Raw genomic sequence first — 26,617 nt, forward strand, 5'->3', positions numbered from 1 at the left:
TTTACCTCTTGCGCCTCATCGGTTACACATACTTTCTTCTATACATCAAGGTAATCTGATCCGCAATGTATTCGGCGCTATGTTCGGTACCATCCTTAATCCACCACATAATAATCCCCAGAAGTGATGAGGCCACAATATCAACGGAGGCAACCCGACTTGTGGAATGGATGTTTCTTGCGTCTCTGCGTTGTTCTATCGTGTTTTTCAAAAGGTTCGACAAGTGGGTTTTGAAGCCTGTATGCTCAACCAACACGGCGAAAATGTTCCGGTATTCATAAAAATAATTTAAAAATGTAATTAGCTGCTCCCGCTCGTTTCTGCTCTTCACTTGTAATAGCGGCTCGACTTTCATGGACAGGTCGTCAAAGATCTCATGCACGATCTGGCGCAGCAAATCATTAATATCCTCATAATGCAAATAAAACGTGGCGCGATTTAGCTCTGCGCGGGTTGCAATTTTTTGGACGGTCAATTGAGAGATTTCCAGATTGTCGGCCAGTAATGAAAAAACGGCCTGTTTCAGCAGCTTTTTGGAGCGAACGGCTCGTGGATCCACTCTTTTATGTTCAGGCATGTCATCCCTCGATTATCGTTTATTTGACAGTTCATCGACCGATCTTCCCATACTGTCGTTTAGTCGACAGTTTCAGCAGAATTGTAAATAGGAATCGTTCTTCAATGCTGTTAAGATATATTTTATTGACACAGTGTCGAAAAAGCAATGAAGAGAGGACCGCAGCCATGCAAGAAGACATAAAGAACATAAATAAAGGGATATTACTAACCATCTTAATCCTTGGTTGTTTCTTATCCACGCTCAATCAAACGCTGTTAAATGTCGCCTTAAGCAATCTAATGGATGTATTTGATGTCACGGCAGCCACCGTCCAATGGATTTCAACGGGATTTATGCTGGTCAACGGGATATTGATCCCGTTAACGGCCTATTTAATGAAACGCTTTACCACGCGGCAATTATTTATAAGCGCCATGTCGTTTTTATTGATCGGTTCAGTCATCTGCGCGGCGGCGCCAAGCTTTGTTGTGCTCTTGTTAGGACGGATGGTCCAAGCAGCCGGTGCAGGAATCGTGATGCCCCTCATGATGAGTGTTGTGCTCGCCATCTTTCCCGTTGAAAAACGCGGCAGTGCTATGGGGCTGCTGGGACTGGCCATGATTTTCGCTCCGGCCATTGGGCCGACGCTCGCGGGATTTATTGTCGAATACCACTCTTGGCGGTGGTTATTTATCGGTCTCATCCCACTTGTCATCATGGTCATCGCATTGGCATTCAAATATTTGGTCAATGTCTCCGAAACGGCCAAGTCAAGGCTTGATGTGGGAAGCGTTCTTCTATCAACCATCGGATTCGGCTTTATTTTATACGGCTTCAGCAGTGCAGGCAGTAAAGGCTGGGACGATGCCATGGTCATCCTGTCCTTAGGCATCGGGATCGTGGTCACGGCCATATTCTGTATGCGACAAGTCAAGTCCGATGATCCCCTGTTGAACCTATCTGTCTTCAAAAACAAAATCTTTACGTTAACGTCCCTAATTAACGTATTAGTCACGATGTTGATGTACGCGGACATGATCTTACTGCCTATTTATCTGCAGGATGGTCGTGGTTTTACGGCATTCGATGCAGGACTGCTCTTATTGCCGGGTGCGGTTGTCAATGCGCTGATGTCACCCGTCACCGGCAGGTTATACGACCGTTTCGGTGCAAGGCCGCTGTTCATCATTGGTTTGCTGTTTATTATTCCATCCATGTGGGCGGTAACAGATTTAACTGAGTCGACCACGTATATGTATTTGATGATTCGTACCATTGGCCTGCGGATCGGATTAAGCTTCATTACCATGCCGCTCAATACGGCCGGTCTCAATGCGCTGCCCAAACACCTCGGTACGCACGGTACCGCGGTAAACAATACCGTTCGCCAAATTGCCGGCGCCATTGGTACTGCCGTCGTGATCACGATTTATACCGTGCAAGCAACCAGCCATGCAGCTGATGTGATGCAGAACAATCCTACAACGACTGCTGAGCTCCTTAAATCCCTTACATCCATCTTAGGGGCAAGCGACGCCTATTACTTCATGATGATCCTGGCCGTCATCGCGTTAGTTATAACATTATTTATGCCGATGAAAAACAAAACCAGGATCGAACAAAAGCAAACGCTATAAACCAAAAAAACTCTTCGAAGCCCGCCCGCATGCGAGAATCGAAGAGTTTTTCTTAGTGGCTTCTCAGAGCATGCTCGATTCGCTTATCCGGCATGAACCAGATTACGGCAACAAGTACGAAAAAGAAGCCGGATATCCAAACACTCACATATGCGGTCAAGGCCGCCGTCAAGTAGAGTAAAGGAGAGAGTTTCCCCTTCCGATTTTTACCCATCGTTCCAACGAATGAGGAATCGCCGGAATGCTGGTTCATAATCATGCGCTGAAGCAGCCAGTACGAGAGCGCAGCTAGGAATAGAATGATCCCGTACAGCGCCGTGGGTGTAGGTGCAAAATGGCTTTCTCCCATCCATGCTGTCGTAAACGGTACAAGGGATAGCCAGAATAAGAGCAGCAAGTTGAGCCACATCAACCTTCCGTTCATCGTTCGAACCATATGCAGCAGGTGATGGTGATTGTTCCAGTAGATGCCGACATAGACGAAACTGAAAATATAACTAATTATTTTGGGGCCAAGCTCGACTAGCGCATGCCAGTCATGGCCTTCCGGCACTTTGAATTCCAGCACCATGATCGTAATAATAATGGCCAACACGCCATCGCTGAATGCTTCCATCCGATTTGCTTTCAAATCGTCTCACCTTTTCCCCTCGCAACATATGTCTCTTATTCCATTATAGAGATCGTTTGTCCTGAGTCTACCTACTTTTCACCTGAATTTTCAGGTCGGCGAACAATAAATCATGACCACCCGTCCGAGCTCGCACTTCAATCCTATACAGCTTATTGGAAGGATCAAAAGAAAAAGGGGATAGTACCGCAAGAGCTTGAGCCTGAACTTCTAGCACTGGCATTAACCGCTCTAACGACGTATCCCATTATCTTCAGCAATATTGCCAACATCATTACTGGAGTCGAGTCGACTGACCCCGAATTTCAAGCGAGATGGTCAACATTTCTTACCAAACTAAGTGAATATATTTTAACAAGTAGCGACTGAAGGTTGCGATAGCCGGCTAATATCGGTTATATAATTCTTCGATACCCGACTTTAAGCGAGAGCATTCAAATTCGGTTGTGCTCACGGCTCAGCTGACGGAGAAATCAGCAAAGGAAGATCCGCCTTGATAGGCGCTACAGATCTCTACCGGTGCCTTCCGTTACTAAAACAAAAATCGCCGTCCGATTCCCCGGCAGGGATCGTGAACGGCGACCATTTTAGAGTCATCACCTAGGCAGCAGTCATTTCGGGTCAATGCCGATATCACTTTACAAAGCTAGTCGGCCAATTCCGCCAGCACCTTGCCAAGTCGGTCAAGCAGCTGTTCATTCGCTTCTACGCAGATGGGCTTAGCTTTTTCAAAATCCTCTTGTTTCTTGAAACGTTGACGGAAGGTGACCTTGGTGCGGCCATCGAAGCCCTCAAAGGTAGCCGTCACCCGAAATTCGTGAACGTTTAGATGATCAATCACGACCCGCTCCGTCGGCACGAACTCAACAAAGACATTATGGTTAGGATAATCCACGCCATCCGGTCCGTGCATGGTGAACTTCCACGTACCTCCCGGCCTCATATCGCACTCGTGAAACGTATTGCTGAAGCCTTTGGGCCCCCACCATTTTGCTAATAAATCAGGGGTTGTCCATGCCCGATACACAATCTCCTGCGGGACATCGTACTCGCGCGAAGCGATAAATTCATTCTCACCTATGGTCATGTTCCTACCTCCCCTTCTACTACCTTGCCCAGTGTCTCCAACATGATGTTAGTCCCGTGTTCCCGTATTTCTGGCGTATCATGTCCGTCAAAGAATGCACCTTGCTCTGTGAAAATCAACTTCGTACCACCCTCTACCTTGATAAGCTCGACCGTTGTGATCGAGACGGAGACACGTACGTCACCTGAATCCAATGTGTACGTATAGACAATACGCTGCTCTGGAACAAGCTCCTGGTAGCTGGCATCGAAGGTAAAGACCGGCCCTTCCGGCGGCCCGCCGCGGCTGTACTCCCGTCCCCCAACCTGGAAATCGAAGATCTCTGGCTTCGAAAACCACTTGGCTTTAGCAATCGGGTCGGCCCATGCTTGATAAACCCGCTCCGGTGGAGCGGTATAAATCCGTTCTACAACGAAGGTTCCATGCTTGACGAATCGTTCGTTCATTCATTTTCCTCCTTATGTTTCGAAAGTCCATTCTCTTCGGCAAGAAAATCTCCCAACAGGTCCAAATGCCGCTCCCAACTCGTTTGCCGCTCAATGACCGGTTTCTCAAATCTCATCTTCATCGCCTGCAGAAGGCTCGTGAAATCTTCAACCGTTAATTCCGCCTTGCCCTGCATAAGCTTGGATACATATCTTAGCTGCTCCAATAGCTTCTGCTGTAGTTTAATCTGTTCTTTGATTTGGTCTATCTGCAGTTCTACGATCTCAAGCGGACTGATCTGCCCGCCATTTAAAGCCGATTTAATCTCCTCCAGAGATAATCCCAGCTCCTTAAGCGACAATATCTGGTGCAAACGCGACAAGTCCAATTCATTGTACAGCCTATGGCCGGATTCCGTTTGTCCTGACGGAGAGAACAACCCGATTTGATCATAAAACCGCAGGGTTCGGACGGTAAGCCCCGTCAGTTTGGCGAGATCCCCGACCTTCCAATGTCTCTTCATGAACCATCTCCACTCTTTGGCGCTAGCTATGTACCGGTAGCTCTATTGTAAAACATTACGTTACGTAAGGTTCAAGTGAAATCGTGACGCTCTGCCAGAATTTTTTTTCGCCCTAATTTTGAACACAAGCTGTAGGTCCAAGCTTATGACGATCCTCCAGAATGAAAACAGCCTTTGCTAACAACTAGGAATTAGCAAAGGCTGTCATATTTCATTCTCTACTCCCCTTACTTGGAGTCAATACGCCCCAGCGGGATGGCGCTCTCTTCCAGAGCCGCACGAGCTGCCGGCCAGCTGAAATCTTCAAGGTCGAGCGCGTTGCGAAGGTAGGCCAACGTGAGCCGCTGGATCAAGGCAACTCGTTCGGGGCTCTCATCCGTCGTCTCCGCGACGCTATAGCCGGAGATCCCGCCGAGCGAGTGCTCTGCCCCGAAGAGAGTGAGCAGGCTCTTGCTGCCCGGGCTCAGGAAGTACGGGTCGGTGAACCAGTCCGGCCCCCGAGTGGACAGTCTGGACTGGTCATGGTCCCCCGCTACCACGAGGGTCGGCGTGCTCATCTTCGCGAAACTCGGATTCATGAAGGGAAAGTGCTCTGCCGCGAACGGACTCAAGTCAGCTCCACCCTTGCCAGTCGTGGCAAGCAGCACGCCCGCCTTGATGCGCGAGTCGGACATATCCTCTCCCGGCTCGCCGTTGTGATCGAGGACTCGCGCGCCGAGCAGCATGCTCACCGTCTGGCCTCCCCAGGAGTGGCCGGCTGCGGCGATGCGGCTCCGATCGAGGCGCCCACTAAGACCGGGAACGGAAGCTTCGATAAGATCAAGCTGATCGAGGATGCGCTTCAGGTCCTCGACTCGGAAACGCCAGATCCGTGGCGTGCGGGGATCGTCAGGAGGAAGATTCAGCGTCCTCGAGTCGAGATGAGTGGGTTGAATGACCACGAAGCCGTGAGCAGCCCAGTAGTCGGCCAACGGGCCGTAGCCGTCCAGCGACCAGCCAAAGCCGTGCGAGAAAACAATAATAGGCAATTCACTTCCTGCCGCGGGTGCAGACACTCGCACTTGCAGATCCTCGCCGCGCCCTGGGGCCGATAGAACTACCGGTTTCACCGAGATGACCGGAGCAGACACACTGATGTTGATTTCCATAATAAATGTTCCTTTCTTGGAGAAAGATTGACTCAACCGTTGGTGGGAAGAAGCGGTCAAGCAGTATCCTGATAAAAACCGAATTTACAGGTTGATGCGTCAACCAAAGTAACGATAACACATTGTAGTTGACACGTCAACCATGTTATGATGTTTCTATGGATAAGAACGAGCTGAACGAAGAAGAAATGCGAATATGGCACATGTGGAAAGGCTCCTTTCAGAGCATTTTCGGTCGTGTAATAAAAGAGATGTCTGAACACACAGGACTATCAGAGGGTGATTATGGAGTATTGGATCGGTTAGACCTTTTGGGGAACGGAAGCCTTCGCCAACAGGAATTGGCCGACTCGATGAACTGGGATAAGAGTCGATTGTCACATCATCTGACGCGAATGGAAAAACGCAGACTTGTGATGAGGAAACCATTAGACACGGATCGTGGTGTCCAAGTCGTCATCACTCCCGCCGGAAAATCGGCATTGGATGATGCCCGTCCCATAGTCTCCAAGGCAATACGCAAACATTTCCTTGACCAATTAACGGATCAAGACATTGAGTCGATTACGAAGCTTGCGGAAAGGACAAAATCAGGGTCTTCACCGTCTTGTGAAGCCCCGTCGACATGACTGCGTTTTTGAGATTCATGAAGTGGATAAGTGGATCGGTACTCAATGAAAGAAAAGAACTCTCCAGGTTTGGAGGGTTCTTTCATTTTTTATCCACATACTTCGCCCATATCGACAGTACGCTGGTATTCCGCCTAGTAGACGTTATTGTGCGCTTGTGCGTCGATTCCGTTTTTGCTTCCGGGCAAAAAAAACCGCGTCCTCCAAGGGAAGAACGCGATATAAAACAACTTGATTTCCTGTTTCAACATCGTCATAAACGCTTTCGGGCGACCACCGCTAACCGGCCGTTTTCGGTCGAGTACTCGCACGTGGACAGTACAATAAGCTTGTCGCCATACCGGGCTGTTACGCCCGTGTCATAAAGAGCGAGTTTTTTGATGTTGTGAACATACGAATCGAACTCGGCGGGCGTACTTACATTCTCAATCTGGTAGTATTTAAAAACGTCGTCCGATTTGCGATAAACTTGTGACAGAATGACGGCAACAATCTCATACTCTTCCTTTTCGTAAAGCGTGCTGAACTGGAACGTGGCATGCTCTCTATAAAAGCTTTCGTTCTTGTACTTCATTAAATCTTTAAACATCCAGCCGCTTTTCATGTGATGGCCATGAATCAGCAAAATGTCCGAACCATTGGTCCGGCTATGCGCGTCCAAAAAGGGGAGGCCGCCTTGGTTTTCCTTTTTATCGAAATCATGATTGAGATAGTAATCCGCATCCTGTGGATTCTGCATGACCGGGTACTCAATTCGGGTACCGTCCATCTTCAGCCAGCCGACGATGTCCGAGTTCCTCTCGTAAAGCTCTCGAAATTCGGGAAGCATGACCGGCTCATTCGCCTTATTGAACAAAACGGAGGGGGATGCAGCCCCTCCGCCTTTGTCCGACCCTTCCTCCCAAGCTGTTGCCAGCTCTTCGATTTTCTGCTGCTCCGCATAATCCCGCAAGAGAGTTCTCGAAAAATTAAAGAGCGAAAATACCAATACAAGGAAAGAAACGGCGATAAGAATTTTTTTGGTTTTGCTCATTTCTTACCGCCTTTCCGGTCACTGGATGTGCGTTTTCTTTTTGTTACCGAGTAGACAGAGCCCGATCGTCATCAAGGACATCAGCGCCAAAGCCAGATAGAAGATTGGCGACACGCTGTTGTCTCCGGTTTTCGGAGCATCGTCCAGCTCGTTAATTCCATTGCCCGCACCCTTATCGGCCAAGTCGCTGACATCAGGCACGTTGTCGTTGTTATTCCCATTGTTGACGTTGCCAGGCTCGGAATTACCAGGCTGGTCAGGAATAGGGCTGACAGGGCCTGGATTCTCCGGCTCTGGAACAGGGTTAACAGGGCCCGGATTCTCCGGCTCTGGGGCTGGGTTGACAGGGCCCGGATTCTCCGGCTCTGGAGCTGGGTTGACAGGGCCTGGATTCTCGGGCTCTGGGGCTGGGTTAACAGGGCCTGGGTTCTCTGGCTCTGGGGCTGGGTTAACAGGGCCTGGGTTCTCTGGCTCTGGGGCTGGGTTAACAGGGCCCGGTCCGCCGCCGGTTTTTATCGGCTTCATTGGCACGTCGTATCTTACAATGTCAAAATCGACAGAAATCGTATCACTCCTGTGCGTCTCGTATCCGTCCTTCGTTACGATCAGATAGTAATCCGCTTCAGGAAACACCATGTATGCATAGAAGCCATTGGCGTCGCTTTCCTGCTCCGGGCTCTTGTTGTCATGCGGCGCAAAATTCGGAACCGGAGGGAGCGTTACTTTCGTATCCGGAATGCGGCCGTTATCTCTATTCCGCTGCGTATCCGCATAATACAGCGTAACTTTGGCTCCAGCAATTTTCTTGCCAGTGGTGGCATTTCCTGTCGTTTCATCATAAACCGTACCGTAAGGGTCGACCAATGCCTCGGAAATATTCAGCTCTCCGTTAGCCTTCACGTCAAGCTGCGTCACTTTGAAGAGCAGTTCCTCGCCGTTTTCAGCTTGATAGCGAACTTCCATGGTGTACTGCTGCGCGCTCAGCTCTTCGTCTTCTATGGAGAAGGTGCCGTTCGAAGCCAGCGGGAACGCCTTAGGACGACCGTTCTCCTGAATATAATTGCCGTCCTTGTCCTTCAAATAGATACGCATCTGGCTGGTGAACGAATCGTTGAATAGCTCTGTTGTCCCATCCAACTGCTTGAACAGAACGATCCCTACCGCCGTTATGACCGCCGGAACGGTCTCGTCTTTCACGTTGCCATCCACATTTGCTTTTTGCGTGAACTCGATAGGCACATCTTTTCCGCCTACCGTATACACCTTCGTATACGTGATCGTATAGTCGGTGTCCGCCTCGGCAGGGACGAAATATTCACCCTTCTCACTCGTCTGAATCGTCTGCTTCTCACCTGTCTTCAGATTGGTCACCGTGATGGATGCATTCGGAATGACTTCTCCTGTGTTGTTGTCACGCAGCACGCCTTCCAGATACGGGCGAGTATTTTCAAAGTGTGCCTCTGCCAATGTTTTCTCCGGAATGGTGCCTGTGTGTTCGAGACTCTCAGGATCCGTCACATAGCCGTTCTTCGAATAATCATCCTGGGTCACCGTATACTTGAGATACGTCGGAAGACCTTCTATAACGAGCGTCTGGCCGTCGGTAAGCTCGAAGGTATCCCCGCTCGTGATTATTCCCTTGCTGCCGTCCGATTTCTCATAGGCGTAGGATTTGTCCGATCCCTCACCTGTGAAGGTGAGCGTGTACTGGAACGGCTTCGACTTGTCGTCGTCTTTGCCTTTAACCGTGTTGCTGATAAGCAGGCTGCCTTCGATAACTCGCACATTTGTGAACGGGGCAACTTCATCTTTCCCCACCATGACCCCGGTATACTGCCGTTCCTTAGGCGTGGTCACGTATTCGTCAGTTGTGTAGTCCTTCTGCGTCACCGTGTATTTCAGATCCTTAGGCAGTCCTACAATTTCCAGCGTCTCTCCATCCTTAAGTGTGAAGGATTCGCCGGACCTGATCGTGCCCGGTGTACTCGTCGCGCCATCCGACTTCGTATACGCGTAGCTTCCATCCTTGCCTGCTTCTTCAAAGGTGACGGTGTACTCGAACGCCTTCGTCTTGTCGCCGCCGTTGCCCATGACCGTATTGCTGACGGTCAGCTTGTTGACGGTCCGTTCATTGATGAAGTCCGCCTTATGATCGCCTTTATTCTCGATTGTGCCGGACAGCTCTCTGGTCCCCGGCGTGGTGATATAACCATCAACGGTCGTATAATCGGCCTCGGTTACGGTATAGACCAAATCCGCAGGCAATGTCGGGAGCGTCACAGATTCCCCGTGCTTGAGGGTAAACTTGCCTCCGCTCTTGATCGTGCCAAACGTATTATCCGACTTCTTATAGGTGTACTCTCCGTCCTTGCCTTCGCCGGTGAAGGTCACGGTGTATTCAAAATCCTTGGAAGCATCGCTGCCGTTGCCTTCCACCTTATTGCTGATGGTCAGCTTACCCTGGGCCGGCGTAGGCACGACCAGCGGATTATCGGAGGTTACTTTTACTCCATCTACCCAAATAGGCTTGCCTGGCGTATTTCCTACATACACTTGATACACATGGGTGATCGGCAGCCAGGTATTCAGATCAATGTAGGTTTCCTTCAGCTCGTAATAACCCGGATCCGGGAACAGCAGATTAAGCTTCCCTCCACTATCGGTTGTTCCTTCTGCAACTTTCGTTCCATCGCTCTTCTTGTACAGTGTAAATTGTACGCCCTGCAGCGGCTTACCATCGGGATCTACCTTTTTCAGGGGGAGCAGGGCATTGGAGCTTGAACTGCCGGCTACGTCTGAATTGTCCAGCGTGCTTTCACTTTTGGCACTGACCGTTTTCAGCTTATCATCGCCCATCAGCTTTACCTCGTTGCCCATTTTGTCGCCAGCTTTCGCTTTAGACGGATCAACCTCAGTTTGGTACACAAACTGGTAAAACTTATTAGGGTCTTTCATTTTGAATAGGAGAACCGTGGTGCCTCCCGCGCCTGGTGCAGCTTCTACTTGAACTTCACCATTCGGGTCGCTGAGGTCCAGCGCTGCGCCCTCTCGTTCCAAAGCACCGCTGGCAGACAGTTTAGCAGGATAGACTGCCATACTAGGCGCTGTCAGCACAAGCTTTCCGTTTTCTTCATAGCGCAGGTTCATACCTGCACCTAGGGTATCCTGCAAATAAACGCCCTGCGTCATGTTGAATGGCGGGGTATAGTTCACCGTCCATTCCAGCACGCCTGGAACTGGCTTCGTTACCGACTTGCCCAGGGTCTGAATAGGTACAATAACCTTGCGCTGTTCAGTAAGGACCTTCTCCACGCCGCCCCATGTCATGTGCAGGTCGGCTTTGTTATACAACACCTGCTTGTCTACGCCGTTGGCGGTGTATTCCTCCAAATATTTCTCCAGAGCCGCATTGGAAGGTCTAGCCTTTACTAAAATGACATATGGGCTTTCCAATTTAGAGAAGGTGAACGTTCCCTCGTTTCCATTATGGGAAAAACTTACTACATGAGCACTGGTACCTGGTTCAATAAGTGTTCTGGCATCGTTTCTAACACCATATTCTGTACCTGAACCATTGTCCGAATATCCTTTCCAAAGCTCAAAATCCTTACCTTCAGAAAACGGCACGAATTCCCAGCCTTCGGGCAGTGTGTCCACTAGCTTGATATTGCTGATGACTCGATCGCCGTCCTTAGCCATTTCCTCTGTGTTATATCCAGGCATATTTACCCCTAAACGGAAAGTGACCGTTTTGGTTGTCCTGTCATAGGCAGAAATCGTCCATGCTTCATTGTTATCGTTTCTAATATAACTGCTAACGTTATTCGGGCTAACATTTTCAGGCGTACCATCTGCTTGCAATGGCTTTGACGCAAAGAGCATATCCTTGTTCAGCATACGCAGATGCAGGTTGGTGCTGTTTTGCGCTTGTTTTACGGTGTCGCCGTCAATGAGCAAAGCCCGATTCCAGCTTGTTTTCCCTGCGTTGATATCCTGCCTGAAGAGGATGTCTGGGTTGGTCTCAAGTGCACGGAAGCTGAAAGATGCAGCTTTATCGGTGTATCCGGTCACCTTGATCAAATCCGCCACCACTTTACCGTTCACGGTTAAAGGAATAGCCTTCATGGTCAGGCCGGTTGCATTGGTCTTTAAGGTTCCTTTATGGTACTTTTTCCAAAGCTGCGCGGAATTCACATTTCCTTTGATTTTTGCAATCGTTTCCGCGCTCACCTCGCCGGTTTCATCCACAGCGTTGTCCAAGACGCTCAAATCTCCGTCATGCACCAGCACATCATATACCGCCGCATTAGGCAGGGCATACTGTGGCGTTAGATTAACGGTCCATGTGATGCCGCCCAGGTTATAATCCTCCATCGAAATAGAGCCTGTTTTTGCAAACGTGTGCGCGCCGATGTTGACAATTGCCTCATCCGTCACTGCGTTAGGTCTTGTACCGGTCACGACATCGTTGTTCTGTATGCCATCTGGCGTATTCAAATTCCAGTTGGCACGAGGATCTATTCTGAAGCTGGAGCCGCTTGTTACCTTGCTCTTAATCACTAATTCTACTCTACCATTAATATGCCCAAAGGAATAAACGCCGTTCGAATCTGGTGTAATTGGTGTTATTCCAGGTGAAGCGCCATCCTCCCATGTCTGCCATTCAGCTGATAAAAAGTCCAGCCCAGCAGGCAATACATTGGTGATAGTAAAGTCTTTTAACCCTTTTTTGTTATACTGGTTAACCGCGACCTTCCATGTAATGGTTTCATTCGGATGGTCATAAGAGCCCGATGCTTGAATCCAGTCGGGTGCAACCCACGTTTCCCGTACTGCACTGGCTTTAACGTCAGCACTCGTATCCCTCAGTTCAACTTTTGGGTCAAAACGCTGTCCGCCATTTCGACCGGGATCGATTGCCACGCCCCGATACTCTTTATAATACAGATCCTTATGAAACCATGCTTGATACTCGACCTTAGGGTCCACTCCCGTTCCTGCCGGGAAGATGTAGCTCAGACTGCCATCTACATCAATGTTCGGGTCTACCTTAGTGCCGTTTACCGTGAAGGATCCCGGGACATAGACCATACGGTAGTCGGAAGGCTTCGTATAGAACGTCAGTCCATCTACCGGCAACTTCATTGTTGCATCAAGCACATCAAAAGAGGATGGAGTAGCCTGGAAGGTCAAATAACCATCTTGATAGGCTGGGACGGTCACATACCACCAAGTCCAGCTCCCATTCTTTGGCCAGTTGTTTCCTGTCAAGTTGATACTGTACGCGGGCGTAACATCCGGGTTCTTTAGCTCATACGCTCCCCCGAAAATCGAGATAGGCTTTGTATCGCCGTAGTTCATGCCCGTTACATCCGAATTGGCAGTGGTTTCAAAGCCAAAGGTAACCGCTCGTCCAATACCATTGAAAAACACATCGTCGCCATTAAATACAATATTGATGCTATTAGGGGTGAAATAAGCGATGCCAAGCTGCTTCTGACCCGTTTCAGTTGTTGCCATCAAAGGTTTGGTAGCTGTTGGCAATACCACTTCCGCGAAGTAGTCATCCCTTTTTAGTTCGATCCAGTCACCCTTCTGAATGTATAGGTTTGGATCCGCATTAGTCGGATCAGCGTCATCACCATTCACGGGCACCTTAAGGCCCTCTGATTTGAGGGTAAATGCCTGTCGGCCCTGGATCGTACCGCCCGGAGCAATGTCGGTTCCCTGCGTCACCTTCAGCGGAAAGATTGAATTGGCATCCATGAACAACACCGTTTTGTCCGTCGGGCCCGCCGTCTTTACTAAAGAATTGTTCGGCACATCGTACACTGCCTCAGTTACTGACGTCGGTTCGTCCGCGCTCGGCAAATCCGCTTCGATAACAGCCGCCGGCCCGGAATCGCTTGGCGCGCTATCCGCATATCCAGTGACAGAGAATGCCACCGTCTGCAAGACAAGCATGATTGCCAAGCATAAAGAGAGTATTGCTTTACCTATACTGCGTTTTCGTTTCAAGAAACATTTCTCCTCCATTCCCGAAACTGCTGAAATTTAGCGACAGTAAGATCATCGACCCGATTACGCTCAAGTCGAGTAGACATCTTCCGTTTGCTTAATCCCAGCAGCCCTTTGCATCATCGAAATCTTGCGGAGTTCCCTCCTTTTATACCTCCTCCCTTATTCCGAATTTCCACACTTTCTTTTTCATAGTTTAAAAACCTAATCTCTACAAAATCTCTACAATGTGAAGAAGTGCCTCTCTTTACAAATCTCAATAATAGATTGGGAGGGTTATCATGAGGGAGGATATTCCTGAAACGATCTCAGTTATCGGAACGGAGGCTTGTTCAAAAAGTAATAAGTTTACTTGCGGAGATAAAAGAAAATGAGCCCGTATCATTACCGGACTCATTTCATTAAACTGCCTAATACTTATGGTGCCGTTCAAACGATCTCATGGCTTGCTCCCGCCATGAAGGCAGGAGGGTGCGGCATCCGGTTCGCGATCCCCCGCTCTCCCGTTCCTATTAAGGCTGAAGAAGTGAGTGGAAGCGTGACTTCCGCATCCACGCCCCCCTCCATATCGATTTGCTTCTGAGCCGAGATTTTTAGCTCATGGGATGCAATCAAGCCATCATACTCTGCCGTAATGAGCACGGTTCCTTCCGACTTGGCTGTTACTACACCGCTAGCGCTAATCTCCGCTATACTTGGATCACTGCTTGTGTAGATAATGTTTGTGTCTACCTTTTCACGACTTCCATTACTATATACTGCGGTAGTCACCGTATGAGCACTCTCTCCAACAGCCAGCGTAAGCAACCCTTCGAGCTCAAGCTCAGTCAGAGTAACCAATTCCACTTCGTTGCCTTCTGATACCGATTGTAAAACAGGCCGTTTAACAATACCGTCCCATCTCCAAACAGCGTTAAAGTCCCACCCTAATCTGTCCGTATAGGTGGATGGAGTCTCTATTTCAGTTTCAGACAGCCCTAATCCTTTAAGGGTTGTTAATGCTCCCTCAGTGACACCTTCTTTATTCACCATCATGCCGTCAAACGCATAATTATTTTCGAGCGTGGCGGTGTGCCCCGCAAGAACTCGTCCCATCACCCGGTTCGCCATCGTTGGCGCCGTAACCGAAGGGCCGAGGGCTATGACATTTCTGATGACTGTATCATTGTATCCGTATCCAGTCACTCCGCCCGCATTGCTCGTCATCGCTCGAACGGTTCCAGACGCATACACGTTTTCTGTTAGGCTGCCCGAGTTCGTAATGCCGATCAAGCCGCCGGCCTGACTTACCGGAGCAGTCACATCCGCGGTAGAATAGCTGTTTCTTACGATGCCATTGGAATAGCCTACTAAACCACCCACGGTGCTGGAGCCTGTAATGGAGCCTGTTGAAAGACTATTCTCTATCTCGCCATTGTTCGTGTTGACGAGTATGCCAATTCTGCTCCCGCCAGTGACGCCGGCATCGATCATGGCTATATTTTTAATCACTCCGCCATTAAGATGGACTAAGCCGCCGCTCGAGGAATTAAAGTTGACTATTTTCTTCCCGTCGCCATCCAAAACACCGGTGAACGAAACATCTTTAAAAAGTGACTCAGCCGGTTGTCCTGCGTAATCCAAATCATGGTCCAAAATATACTTTTCTGCCGGGAAGGCTTCCATAACATTCAGATCAGCAATGGACTTGATTCGGTAATAACCAGCTTCATTTCTTTCCAAAGGCACGACAGGCTCGCTTGCCTCTTCAGGGTTACTGCTCAATACCGGACGCTTTAAAGCATCATTCCACATCCAAACCGACTCAAAATCCCAGTTCAGTCGATCGGTATACGTGTTAGGGTCTTCAACCTGCTGCTGAGAAAGCCCCAAACCCTTTCTGTTGTCAGCAGCGGCAATACTCTCGCCTTCTTTATCCACAATCATGCCATCGAACGCATAATTATTCTGAAGCGTTGCGGTATGCCCGGCAAGGACTCGTCCCACCACGCGGTTCGCCATCGTCGGCGTCACGACGGAAGGGTTAAGAGCAATCACGTTTCTAACAACCGTATCATTATAACCGTAGCCAGTCACTCCGCCTGCGTTGCTTCTAAGCGCCTGGACAGCCCCGGATGCATACACGTTTTCCGTTAAGCTGCCTGAGTTCGTAATTCCGATTAGACCTCCAGCTTGGTTCAGTTGGGCCGTTACATCTGCCGTAGAATAGCTGTTTCTCACGATGCCATTGGAATAGCCCGCTAGACCGCCCACGGTACTGGAGCCTTCGATTGAGCCCGTGACATAACTATTCTCTACCGCTCCGTTGTTCGTATTAACGAGTATGCCGATATTACTTCCGCCAGTGACGCTTGCATCTACCATAGCTATGTTTTTAATGGTTCCGCCATTGAGATGAAATAAGCCGCCATTTTCTGATTTAAAATTGGTTAAGGATTTATTGTTCCCATCAAACGTGCCAAGGAATGGCGTCGCTTTAAATAAAGGTTCAAATAGCCGCCCTTCAAAATCAAGATCATCCTCCAATATATAATTCTCATTTGGGAATTCGGATATCGTTTTTAATTCTTGAATCGAGCGGATGATGTAGTACCCCTCTTCATTCCGATCAAGCTTCGGCTTCGGAATATGATCTTCGTCAATTTGTTCCAAATTACTTTGCAGTAATGGACGTTTGGCATCTTCATTCCAGATCCAGATCGTATCAAAATCCCAACCGAGAGTCTCAATGAAAAAAGATGGCTCCGTGAATGTTTCTGCACCGACCCCCTGTCCTTTCTCATTGTTCGGATCATTCACCGTAACGTTCTCACTGCTAACAAACATATTTTCATCAGCGTAATTATTGACTAAAGTTGCCGTCTCCCCAGCTAGTACTCTGCCGACAATTCGATTCGATGCAGTACCTGTAACAATAGATGGATTTAATGCCATACTATTTCGAATGACCGTATGGTTATATCCGTATCCGCTGATGCCGCCAGCATTTGATTCTTCTGCTATTACGGCTCCGGTTGCATAGACCTGTTCTGTTGTACTCCCCCGATTCGTAATCCCGATCAAGCCGCCGGCTTGCTTGCCTCGCGCATGGACTCGAGCTGTTGAATAACTGTTTCTAACGGTACCGTTCGAGTAGCCCACAAGACCGCCAACTGTAGAATTACCTCGAATAGATCCGGTACTGTAGGCATTTTCCACGATCCCATCATTCTGATCAACCAGGATCCCAATATTACTTCGGCGAACATCAATATCGGCATGGGTGATTCCTACATTACGAATCGTCCCTTCATTAATAGCAAAGAGACCGGCGCCGCCCGAGGAGACCATAACACCTGTAATCGTATGCCCTTGCCCATCAAACGTACCCGTAAATGGAGTGCCATTCGCGCCAATGGCTTCAAAAAACATGCCATTACCGTCAATGTCTTGAGCTAAAATAAAATGTTTGTCCGGGAACTCATGCATTTTATTGAGTCCACTGGCACTTTTGATTTGATAGGGGTTGCCTTCCGAACCATCGCCCAGCATGCCTTCTTTAGCTATGAACGGTTCCGTTAACGGCTCTTGATCGATTGGATTATTAACCACTCTTACGACGATCGTATGTTCATCGCCAAATGCAAGCGGGTTATCAAATAAGATGATTTGTTCACGTCCGAGATGTTCTAGCGTTGCTTCTTGAATAACCGTTTCCAGCAGTTGTTCACCTGTATGATCCCGCTTTTCCCCGATAACGGTGACACGTTCAAGGGAGCTCGGGTAATTCAGGACCCCGACGCCCTTCAAGACGTTATTTTCTATTATTGCGCTTGTTAAGTTCATATAATTTGCAGGTTGTTTCATCGTAAATGAATCAATTTCATCACCGTCGCTGTTGTAGGCTTTCAACGTAAGAGATTGATCGTTTGATTCTAAAATAACACCCGTCTGCTTATTTTCATCATATACGATATGATCCCAGTCAAACGATTTGTTATCATAGAACGTTGGACCTGATGAACCAACTGTCACAAAAGTTGTACCTAGATTCATCGCTTCTTCCGATATATCTTTTACACCGTTTCGTATGGTTGTCCGTTTATACAAATGATCATGACCGCCAATGTACAGACTGACACCAAGCCGTTCAAAGGCTTGAGACAATTTCACTCTCATCATGTCCATACCGGTCTCATCACCTGATTGACCGCCATAATAAGGATAGTGCCCCATAACGATTTTCCACTTCTTGTCGGTTGCCCGCAAATCTTTTTCCAGCCATGACAGCTGCTTGTCGAAATCCACCACGGAATTCAGAACAGCAATGTGCATATCGCCATAATCAAACGAATAATTCGTTTCCCGGTAACTGCCTTCACCGTTCTTCGGCAGGTTGAAAAACCCGGAGTACGGTCCGATTTTCCGTTCCGTCGCACGTTCACGGTCCCCGACAATGTGAGCAGAAACTAGACCCATATCATTGTTGTAAATGTTGCTAAACACATCATCCCATGCATACATATTGCCGCCGTTCTCGACCAAGTCTCCGACTTGAATCACCGTCTGTCCGTTTGAATTCTTCTCCTGCAGAACGTCCAGCATATTTTTAAAGAGCTGGAAGCTTTCCGGATTTCGATCCGGAACGCCAAGATCCCCCATCACATACATAACGGCTTCCTCTGAAGCTGGCGCGGTCCTATAGCTGTAACTGTCGCTCCAAGGTCCAGTCGGTGACATTCCATACCGATAGTCATACGTAGTCCCTAAGTCGAGACCTGTTATATTCGCTTCATGAGCTGCAAGCACGCGATAGTTACTTTTGGCAAATGTATCGCCATACGCGACTTGAAAATAAGAGACTCCCGCTTGTACCACTTCCGCATTGTCCCACGTCGCCTCTGACTCCGGTTTATACTGAACATATGACGTTTCTAACGCCTTATCCGTCACCAAATTTATTCCTACTTCACGTTCATTCCCACCTACATTAACAATGGGCTGAAATTCATTTAGAACTTTATCGGCATCCAGATTTTGTTGATCAACAAGGATTCGAATAAGTTCAACACGCGTATTTCCTTGGGCGTCGGTTGCTACATACTTAATGAAATACTCTCCATACATGTCGACCTTGAAATGCTGATTTAGAGCCGCCACTTCTCCCTTATCATTTAGAACGATGGCTTCCACCGATAAAGATTGACCGCTGTGATCTGTCGCCGAAGCGCCCAGCACTTCTACTTGATCCCCAAGCTTAATAGTATCCGGATATTGTCCATGAACCTTAATTTCAGGCGCATGCACCGTGCCCCTCGTCTCATCACCAATCCATATTGGAGCACTTATAGCCTCTTCACCGTCCACTTGGAAAGCTCTTACGAGGAAGTAGTCCCCATCTTTACTCGCTAAGGATACTTCCTGATTAAATTGATTGCCGGCAATATTGCCGTACTCCTTGATGATTTCACCGCTGTTTTTGTAAACAACGACTTTATCCAACACATCGTTAGCATCAGGGTCACTTATCTGTATCTTGAGATTAATTTTCTTTGTTTTGGCCGGAAGAATCGACCCCATCATCTGACCTTTGGCTGAAACCGCCATTTCTAAGTTGCGATCAAATGATACATAGGTGCGGTGGTTTCGCATCGCCTCGTAAAGGCCTTCTCTAGTAAGCTTTTTTCCCCACATACCGGTCACATGGGGCTGAACCATTCCCCAATTCCCTTTGTGCTCGTCCCCGCCAAACACGGGAGAAACATGCCAGCCTCGATCTAATGCTTTGGTATAGATTGCAAAATCATTGGAGGATTTGTATTCGATCAGATTAAGGTTTCTGTCAACTTCCCGGTTATAGTGTTTAAATTCATTGAAACTCCAATTTCCTGACGAACGTGGATGATTAAATTGCGCAATCGCATTCGGATCTTGGGCAAGTCTTGCGTAAAAGGTTGGCAGATCATATTTGATGTCGCTCCAGCCCCAAGTGCCATCCGCACCTACTCCATGTGTTCTTGCAAACCATGGAGCATTAAATAAATTGATATGGCCCGCTTCATCATACCAAGTCACTTCCGTGCCCGGCAGCGTAATAAATTCGTGATCACGATTGTGAGCATCGGATTGCTCATGCAGCAGCTTGTATTCTTCTGAATAAGAGTCTTGAACATTCGTAATAAAGTCACTGCCCGTACTGATATCATAAGTCACGTCGTGTTCCGTCACTGCAAAAAAATCAAAATCTGTATTACTTTTCACAAAATTATAAGCATCATTAGGCAGCAATATCCCGTCACTGAGAGAAGTATGGGAATGCATGTGACCTTTGAACAGTGAATTTCCTAAGTACTTAGCTCTATCTTTTTTAGAGACAACATTCTCTGTCTCTGAAGACGCCGCGAATACATTAATGCCGTAATAAAGACTAACAACCCCCGCAATCATACAAGCCACCACAATAAAAGGCAGACTTCTTCTTTGGGACTTCAATTAAAATCCTCTCCTTTTTCGGCTTAAATGGTAAGACAGGTGTCTGACTGATAAACAAACAGCCCCTAAACCAAAAAATGCAGTCTGAAGGCTGTTCATATCATCTGTCTTGTTCATCACAGTCTCAACAATCGCTTAATGATAGGTGCAAGCGACTGTGCCATGCGCAAAAATCCGAGGTCCGTTGGATGTGTTCCGTCAACCGTACAATCATTGACGAAATCATCGCCCAGCAGCTTAAAACCGTCAACGAAATGGATATTAGCGTCTCCTTCTGTCCGCCTCTGCTCCACATTCTCGATCTGGATCAGCCTGCGGCGGTCATTAAGATCCCTCCTCTCTATATAGAATTGGTCTTCGGCAGTACTAATCCTGGAGACTACCAATATAGGAACCTCTGGATGCCGGTCTCTCAGAATTTGGATGAAGGCAGGCAGCGTTCGTGCGATGTTTCCGGCCTCCCCCGTATTCCCTTCATAATCAAGAATGAATAGAGCCGGATCATCGATTTCCGACATGATATGCGCGAGTTCCGGCTCGCCCTTTCCATTCCCCGAGAAGCCAAGATTGACGAACTCCACCGGAATCATACGGCTGAGAATATTAGAATAAGCCATACCCGGTCGGGAGGCGCATCCCCCTTGCGTAATCGAAGTTCCATATATAATAACGGGTCTACTGCTAGCATAGGCAGGTGCATCGCTTATGACAGCATCCTTATCTACACCGATCCACACCTCTTCTACCCCTTGATAGAGCGGTAAATTTAAGGTGACGGCCACATCTTTTTTTGAATCCCACTGATAAAGCTGGGATTCATATTCACTTTCCGTTGGTTTGAATCTAGCCGTGGTGATAAAGCTCTGCTCTCCCGGCTCTCCAAGATAGCAGTCAACCCCGCACTGCCCTGTAGGCGGCATATGATACATATTGGCCGGTCCGGCAAGACGTACCCTTATGACCAGCCTTGAAGAATTGGTGCGAAAGCGAATTTGTCCGCCTGCCGTACAATAAGCAAGCGTATCAACCGCGGGCGACAAGACAGCCCCGGAAGCCAAGGGCAGGCGTCTGTATATCCCATCCTGCGCAAGCCAAGGGAAGCCCGCGATGTGAAAGGGCGCTTCCAGCGGAGAATGCCATCTCAACTGTTCGCCATTTGTTGTCTCCGGGTATATCGTTCCGCCCAGTTGATCTAAGTTTATCTCTTTCGATTGTACGGCCATCTATATCTACTCCCTCACTATATTTACTAGAGGTTGTTCAAAAAGTCGCCTTTTGATCACGAAGTGAGCCAAGAAGTAACTCGGCATCGAATCTTGAATTCAGCCGGGCCTTCCGGTGCTCACGTACCCAAAACGTACGCTCCGCTCCTCACTCCCTACCTTCATCCAACCTTCTCGGTGCTGAAAATCCTACTTTTTGAACTCGCACTATTAGAATACCTTTGATGGGTTTACTCCATTTGGAATACATATTTCCGAATCGCCTGAGCAACGCCGTCCTCGTTGTTGGTAGCCGTGATTACGTCCGCTATGGATTTGATATGCTCTTCACCGTTGGCCATCGCCACACCGAGACCTGCCGCCTTCAGGAGCTTCGCGTCATTATCACTGTCACCCATAGCAATGACATCGGACATCGAGAAGCCCAGCGTCTGACAAACCTCGCGCACTCCGCTTTCCTTTGTAATGCCTTTAACTGAAATCTCCATATTAGTAGGAGCCGAATGGGTAACCTCGAGCGTGCCCCAACTGAGCAGCTCTTCCTTAATTTCCGCAAGCTTCCGCTGATCATTACTGCCAATGCCGAATTTCATCCAATCCCGTTCGAACATCTCCGGCGTCCAATCCTTGTCGCCCGTCAAGCTTTCCACGCTGTAGCCCCAGTACCACTCGCCCCGCTTGGCAGCAATGGCGTGCATATCGCGGACCGCGTCCCGAGGGAGGAAGACTCGCTTTTTAAGCCTGCCCGGTCCCTCCCAAACTTCTGCTCCATTGAGCAGCACCATGGGGGAATCGAGCCCAAGCTCATCCCAAAAGCCCTTGGCAGTTTGCAAACCTCTCCCGGTGGAGAACATGACTTTAACACCCTGATCTACTGCATATTGAAGCCACTTTTTGGTCTCATCCGTAATGTGCTTTTCATCCGTCAGAAGCGTCCCGTCCAGATCCAATGCAATCAGCTTATATTTCGCCTTCACTTGCTCTGCAGTATTCATCCCTTCACCGCCCCCATGGTCGCGCCTTCCATAAGAAGTTTTTGGAAAAGGATATAAATAATAATGGACGGTACCATCGCAATGGTTACACCGGCAAACAAAGTTACCCAATCCGCAGTAAACTCCATTTGCTTATTCGCAGAATACATTTGCACCGCAATGGGATATTTCTTGGGATCGCTCAAATAGATAAACGGCGCTAAGAAATTGTTATAGAACCCTAAGAACTTGAATACGCCAACGGTTACAATTCCCGGTGTAGACAAAGGAACGATAACACGCCAAAACTTTTGGAATAATGTAGCGCCATCCATCGTTGCGCTCTCTTCAAGCTCCATCGGCAGAGAGCTCATAAACCCTCCGAGCAGCATAAGATAGAACACGCTTTCACCCAGACTGGACAGAAGAATTAATCCGGTCAAGCTATTGGTCAAACTCAGTTCCCGCATAATGACATACTGGGGTACAAGCGCATTGATGCCAGGCAGGAACAGGGACAACATAATCAAGCCCCAAATCAATTTTCTGCCTTTGAACTGCATTCGAGTAAGCGCATAGGCGTTAATTGTCGTAAAGAAAAGCCCAAGCACCAGACTTCCGCCAACATAATAAAGGGTATTTAAGAGTGATTGCCCAAAACCGTATTGATTCCAAGCCTTCGAATAATTCTGCCATCTTAGTTCCGAAGGCAGCGCCCATATATCTTTAAAAAACTCAGGATTGCTTTTTAACGATTCATAGATAACCCAGACTAAAGGAAATAATATGGTCAGCGACCAAGCATAAAGCAGCACACGCCACACAACGTCCATAAACGTTCGTTTTTCCTTCAAACTTTATCCCTCCGAACTTCATATGGAAACTAATACTCGTAGCCTTTGTTCGGCACAAATTTATCGATTAACAGCTTTGCCGTTACTAATATGACGAACAGGATCATACCGACTGCGGAAGCGTAGCCGTAATTCCGATACTCTACGCCAAAAGCCAAGTTAAACATGTAGAGGCCGATGACATCCGTCGACCCGAATGGGCCCCCATTTGTCATAATGAGGATGATTTCAAAGCCCTTCATCGTGCCAACGACCAGGAACAAAGCGCTGACCCGAATAATGGGCGTAACAAGCGGCATTGTAATTTTAAACAAACGCGTCATATGTCCGGCCCCTTCAAGAATCGCCGCCTCGTACAATGACTTTGGAATCGCCAGCATCGCATTGGCAAAGATAATGACGTACAAGCCGACGCCGCCCCATACCCATGCCGGGATAATCGACGCAAGCGCCGTGTTTTCATTGCCCAACCAATAGAAATTACCGGTATCAATGCCAATGAACTTTAGAAGCCCATTCAGCAAACCGTACGATCCGTCATAAATAAAAGCCCAGAGGAGCGCGACTACGACCGTAGATAAAACATTCGGAAAGAAAAACAATATCTTCAAAAACTTATTTTCTTTATACGATTTATTTGTAATTAAATAGGCAAGTATCAAAGAGATGATAATAACAAAGAAGGGCACCGTTATCATTAAAATCAAGTTGTGGGTAAGTGCGCGCCACACGTATTTATCTTGAAATGCGGTGACGAAATTGGACAACCCGACAAACGTTGCATCCGTAAACCCGTCCCAATTAAGCAGCGCATAATAAACGGATAAAATGTTCGGAAACAACGTGAAAAGCAAATATCCGCCAAAGGGAGGCACAATGGCTATGAACAGAAATATCCACTTCTGCGTATTCGCTTTATCAAGACCCAGTTTGCGCAGCACAGAGGGCCTTGGTGTCTTCACAGCGGTTAAATCAGACACGAGAGATCAACTCCTATCTTACTGGAAGTGAAAATCCGACTTTTTGAACACGTACTATTAGTCATTTTCAGCGTGTAGCCTATGGGGTCGCAGAAGTTAAAATGGAAGAGCGGAGATGAATCCTCCCCGCTCCATCACGTCTTATTTTTTCTTTTCAGCCTCTACAGCTTTCTTCAGCAGCTCTTCGGCTTGCTCCAGAATCGGTTTCGGATCCTGCATACCCATAGCAAATTTAACAATATTCTCATTCAATAACTTTTCCGCTTGAGCAAGATTCGGATCCGAAATACTGATAGACCGGCTTGCTTTATAAGTTTGAGCATTATTATCCGCAATGTACTTCAGAACAGATTGGGCGGAACTGGAAAGGTTAGCCGTTCTGGCAGGGTCTTCCGTCAAATCCTTGCGCATTGGCAAAGCGCCTGCTTTTTCAGCAGCAAATTGTTGATTTTCAAGCGTAACCATCCACGTGATCAATTCTTTGGCCCACTTTTTGTTAAGCTCCGGCTTAGCTGCCCAGATATAGTTGAAGTTTGAAGTTCCGCTTCGAATCCAAAGCGTTTGATTTGTGTCATCTCTGAAAGGAACAGCCATGAAGCCCCAATCGAAATCCTCGGGTGTTGCTTCCTTCATCTCATTCTCGACATGCGTCCCTGTCGATACCATCGCCGCTTGCCCCTGAATAACCTGCATTTGCGATTGCGTATGGTTCAATGCCGGAAGTCCTTCTGCAAAATATCCTTGTTGGCCAAGCTCATAGATGCGCGTCCAGGTTTCAACTGTCTCCGGATTTGTGTATTGCGGCAGAGCATAGGTTCTATAATTTTCGATAAATTCATCGACATGGCCATTGATATCAGCCAGCTCAAAATTTTTGGCTGTTCCGAAAGCCCAGTTATGGTAGCTTGGATGAATACCCGGGAACGTTATGGGAGCAATGCCGTCCGCTTTAATGTCTGCGAGAAGTGCTTTAAATTCATCCCATGTGTTCGGGTTTTGGTTCCAGCCATGCTCTTCGAATAGCTTTTTGTTAAAAAACAACCCGCCAAAGCTGCTCGCCGTAGTAAATTCATACCTTTTCCCATTGATCAGCTGCGTTGACTCGTACATGCCCGGCATCATAAGATCTTTGACCTTTTTGTCCGGCACATCTGGAAGAGGGTATTCCCAAATGTCATCCATGGGTTCAAGCTTGCCGGCTTCAGCGAGCCCCACAATACCTCCCGCTGGATCTGTATTAAATAGATCAAACATGTCATTATCATTGCCCGCAGAGATTTTTGTAGAAAGAATCGTCTTCATATCAGCTGAAGCCGTGATGTCTATTTTGACATTGGGATACTTGGCTGTGAACGATTCAACTGCATAATCGAACCACTCCCGGCCATATCCTCCTACAAAAAAGCCTACCTTTAGCGTTACTTCCTCATTCTTCGGCAATCCATTCTCATAAACTTCTACTTCTGCTGATACACCCGGCTTATCCGAACCAGCAGGAGTTGTACTTGGACTAGCCCCGTTCTTTCCGCTGTTTCCACCGCAACCAGCCAGCATGGTTAAAGATAATACCGCTGCAACACCCGTGCTCATGAATCGTTTCATTTTTCCATTCAACATTATTTCGCTCCCCCGTTAATTAATAAATAAATTGGATTAACTATTTAAGCATAACTATGTTTTGTTAATCAGCAATCAAGTCAGGGTAAATAATTTGTAAATAAGTACTGGCTTTAGACTGCTAAGCCTCACCTCCATAATATTCTGTAAACGCTTTCATTTTAATTACGAATTGGTCATTTGTCAACCTTTTTGTCAATTGTTTTGATCATTAATGACCCTCTTAATAATGGGGAGAGTTAATCGAAATGCCCGAATCTCCAAAAAGGTTAATTTAAGCTGGAATTCCACAATGCTTCTAAGGCTTCGATTAGCGTAGAATCCGCCTTTTATGCCAAGACGATGCATAATATACTTCGTGCGGCGGACATGAAATAAATTGGTTATGATAACAAAAGATTTTAGCTGGTACTGCTCCATCAATTGCTTGCTAAAGATTAAATTTTGAACAGTGTTGTTTGACTTGTCTTCTTTTAATACTCTTTTTGCTGGGATGCCCTTCTCAACCAGGTACTTCTTCATCAGCTCCGCTTCCGAGCGACGTGAACCAACCGCTCCCCCCGATACAATAATATATTCGTGCCCATATTGCCGAAATTGTTTGTAAGCTTCATCCAGTCTTTCTTTAAGCAACGGGTGTATTCGGCCGTCTTTAGATACATAGCCAAGTACAATAAGCGCGTCTGCTTTACCAGGTTGTAACATAACTGCATGCAGCCAGCATATGTAAGTCAGCACCGTCATCGCTGCTATTGCAATGATCCATCCAATCCATACCATCACTTACTCCTCTAGGCGTCAATTTGT

Annotated in this window: 17 protein-coding genes; 2 read left to right on the top strand and 15 right to left on the bottom strand. The window is 47.7% G+C overall.

Translation table 11 applies throughout. From position 1 onward, the window contains the following. Positions 1–22 precede the first annotated feature (22 nt). Complete coding sequence (locus MHH82_RS31985; RefSeq protein ID WP_340969604.1) at positions 23–577, bottom strand: TetR/AcrR family transcriptional regulator; 555 nt, start codon at positions 575–577, stop codon at positions 23–25. Positions 578–744: 167 nt separating this feature from the next. Here MHH82_RS31985 and MHH82_RS31990 point away from each other — a divergent pair, with 167 nt between their 5' ends. Then, positions 745–2,196 (top strand): DHA2 family efflux MFS transporter permease subunit, encoded by a 1,452-nt coding sequence (locus MHH82_RS31990; protein WP_340969606.1) that lies wholly within the window; start codon positions 745–747, stop codon positions 2,194–2,196. A 52-nt stretch (positions 2,197–2,248) separates the two neighbouring features. Here the strand turns inward: MHH82_RS31990 and MHH82_RS31995 are convergent, their stop codons facing one another. The 5 genes from MHH82_RS31995 to MHH82_RS32015 form a co-directional block, all read right to left on the bottom strand. Beyond that, the gene (locus MHH82_RS31995; RefSeq protein WP_340969609.1) at positions 2,249–2,827 is read right to left on the bottom strand and encodes a TMEM175 family protein; all 579 of its coding nucleotides are present in this window, start codon (positions 2,825–2,827) and stop codon (positions 2,249–2,251) included. Positions 2,828–3,473: 646 nt separating this feature from the next. Beyond that, positions 3,474–3,914 (bottom strand): SRPBCC family protein, encoded by a 441-nt coding sequence (locus MHH82_RS32000; RefSeq protein WP_015738061.1) that lies wholly within the window; start codon positions 3,912–3,914, stop codon positions 3,474–3,476. Further along, positions 3,911–4,360, bottom strand: coding sequence for an SRPBCC family protein (locus tag MHH82_RS32005; protein WP_340969611.1), 450 nt, complete (start codon positions 4,358–4,360; stop codon positions 3,911–3,913). The genes MHH82_RS32000 and MHH82_RS32005 overlap by 4 nt, the downstream gene beginning before the upstream one ends. Next, positions 4,357–4,863: a MerR family transcriptional regulator gene (locus tag MHH82_RS32010; protein ID WP_340969613.1), complete on the bottom strand. Its 507-nt coding sequence runs from the start codon at positions 4,861–4,863 to the stop codon at positions 4,357–4,359. Before MHH82_RS32010 ends, MHH82_RS32005 begins: the two co-directional genes overlap by 4 nt. A 227-nt stretch (positions 4,864–5,090) precedes the next feature. Then, positions 5,091–6,011: an alpha/beta hydrolase family protein gene (locus MHH82_RS32015; RefSeq protein ID WP_340969616.1), complete on the bottom strand. Its 921-nt coding sequence runs from the start codon at positions 6,009–6,011 to the stop codon at positions 5,091–5,093. Positions 6,012–6,169: 158 nt separating this feature from the next. Here MHH82_RS32015 and MHH82_RS32020 point away from each other — a divergent pair, with 158 nt between their 5' ends. Beyond that, on the top strand, positions 6,170–6,640 hold the full coding sequence (locus tag MHH82_RS32020; RefSeq protein ID WP_340969619.1) for a MarR family winged helix-turn-helix transcriptional regulator: 471 nt from the start codon (positions 6,170–6,172) through the stop codon (positions 6,638–6,640). A gap of 253 nt (positions 6,641–6,893) precedes the next feature. On the opposite strand, the gene MHH82_RS32025 is transcribed toward MHH82_RS32020, so the two are convergent. From MHH82_RS32025 to MHH82_RS32065, 9 genes are all read right to left on the bottom strand, one after another. After that, the gene (locus MHH82_RS32025) at positions 6,894–7,673 is read right to left on the bottom strand and encodes a class B sortase (RefSeq protein ID WP_015738066.1); all 780 of its coding nucleotides are present in this window, start codon (positions 7,671–7,673) and stop codon (positions 6,894–6,896) included. Between the two features lie 18 nt (positions 7,674–7,691). After that, positions 7,692–13,691, bottom strand: a complete 6,000-nt coding sequence (locus MHH82_RS32030) for a DUF7601 domain-containing protein (protein WP_340969625.1) — start codon at positions 13,689–13,691, stop codon at positions 7,692–7,694. Positions 13,692–14,120: 429 nt separating this feature from the next. Then, a complete protein-coding gene (locus MHH82_RS32035; RefSeq protein WP_340969628.1) occupies positions 14,121–20,162 on the bottom strand; it encodes a CehA/McbA family metallohydrolase in 6,042 nt (2,013 codons plus the stop codon). A 116-nt stretch (positions 20,163–20,278) separates the two neighbouring features. Further along, the gene (locus MHH82_RS32040) at positions 20,279–21,385 is read right to left on the bottom strand and encodes an SGNH/GDSL hydrolase family protein (RefSeq protein WP_015738069.1); all 1,107 of its coding nucleotides are present in this window, start codon (positions 21,383–21,385) and stop codon (positions 20,279–20,281) included. Between the two features lie 230 nt (positions 21,386–21,615). Then, positions 21,616–22,380 (bottom strand): Cof-type HAD-IIB family hydrolase, encoded by a 765-nt coding sequence (locus MHH82_RS32045; protein ID WP_036659529.1) that lies wholly within the window; start codon positions 22,378–22,380, stop codon positions 21,616–21,618. Beyond that, positions 22,377–23,213 carry a carbohydrate ABC transporter permease gene (locus tag MHH82_RS32050; RefSeq protein ID WP_015738071.1) on the bottom strand — a complete coding sequence of 279 codons (837 nt, stop codon included), beginning with the start codon at positions 23,211–23,213 and terminating at the stop codon, positions 22,377–22,379. Before MHH82_RS32050 ends, MHH82_RS32045 begins: the two co-directional genes overlap by 4 nt. A gap of 29 nt (positions 23,214–23,242) precedes the next feature. After that, entirely contained in the window at positions 23,243–24,193 is a 951-nt protein-coding gene (locus tag MHH82_RS32055; RefSeq protein WP_340969633.1) for a carbohydrate ABC transporter permease, read from the bottom strand. Between the two features lie 141 nt (positions 24,194–24,334). Further along, positions 24,335–25,810: an ABC transporter substrate-binding protein gene (locus tag MHH82_RS32060; RefSeq protein ID WP_145039710.1), complete on the bottom strand. Its 1,476-nt coding sequence runs from the start codon at positions 25,808–25,810 to the stop codon at positions 24,335–24,337. A 195-nt stretch (positions 25,811–26,005) separates the two neighbouring features. Then, positions 26,006–26,590 carry a YdcF family protein gene (locus MHH82_RS32065; RefSeq protein WP_036659531.1) on the bottom strand — a complete coding sequence of 195 codons (585 nt, stop codon included), beginning with the start codon at positions 26,588–26,590 and terminating at the stop codon, positions 26,006–26,008. Between the last annotated feature and the right edge of the window lie 27 nt (positions 26,591–26,617).

It is taken from the genome of Bacillus sp. FSL K6-6540 (assembly GCF_038007545.1).

What these genes read in the sequence shown, in the direction of transcription:
- MHH82_RS32000 (WP_015738061.1), bottom strand. Translation starts at nt 3,914, where the DNA reads ATGACCATAGGTGAGAATGAATTTATCGCTTCGCGCGAGTACGATGTC.
- MHH82_RS31990 (WP_340969606.1), top strand. Translation starts at nt 745, where the DNA reads ATGCAAGAAGACATAAAGAACATAAATAAAGGGATATTACTAACCATC.
- MHH82_RS32010 (WP_340969613.1), bottom strand. Translation starts at nt 4,863, where the DNA reads ATGAAGAGACATTGGAAGGTCGGGGATCTCGCCAAACTGACGGGGCTT.
- MHH82_RS32020 (WP_340969619.1), top strand. Translation starts at nt 6,170, where the DNA reads ATGGATAAGAACGAGCTGAACGAAGAAGAAATGCGAATATGGCACATG.
- MHH82_RS32040 (WP_015738069.1), bottom strand. Translation starts at nt 21,385, where the DNA reads ATGGCCGTACAATCGAAAGAGATAAACTTAGATCAACTGGGCGGAACG.
- MHH82_RS32005 (WP_340969611.1), bottom strand. Translation starts at nt 4,360, where the DNA reads ATGAACGAACGATTCGTCAAGCATGGAACCTTCGTTGTAGAACGGATT.
- MHH82_RS31985 (WP_340969604.1), bottom strand. Translation starts at nt 577, where the DNA reads ATGCCTGAACATAAAAGAGTGGATCCACGAGCCGTTCGCTCCAAAAAG.
- MHH82_RS32015 (WP_340969616.1), bottom strand. Translation starts at nt 6,011, where the DNA reads ATGGAAATCAACATCAGTGTGTCTGCTCCGGTCATCTCGGTGAAACCG.
- MHH82_RS32060 (WP_145039710.1), bottom strand. Translation starts at nt 25,810, where the DNA reads ATGTTGAATGGAAAAATGAAACGATTCATGAGCACGGGTGTTGCAGCG.
- MHH82_RS32065 (WP_036659531.1), bottom strand. Translation starts at nt 26,590, where the DNA reads ATGGTATGGATTGGATGGATCATTGCAATAGCAGCGATGACGGTGCTG.
- MHH82_RS32025 (WP_015738066.1), bottom strand. Translation starts at nt 7,673, where the DNA reads ATGAGCAAAACCAAAAAAATTCTTATCGCCGTTTCTTTCCTTGTATTG.
- MHH82_RS32045 (WP_036659529.1), bottom strand. Translation starts at nt 22,380, where the DNA reads ATGAATACTGCAGAGCAAGTGAAGGCGAAATATAAGCTGATTGCATTG.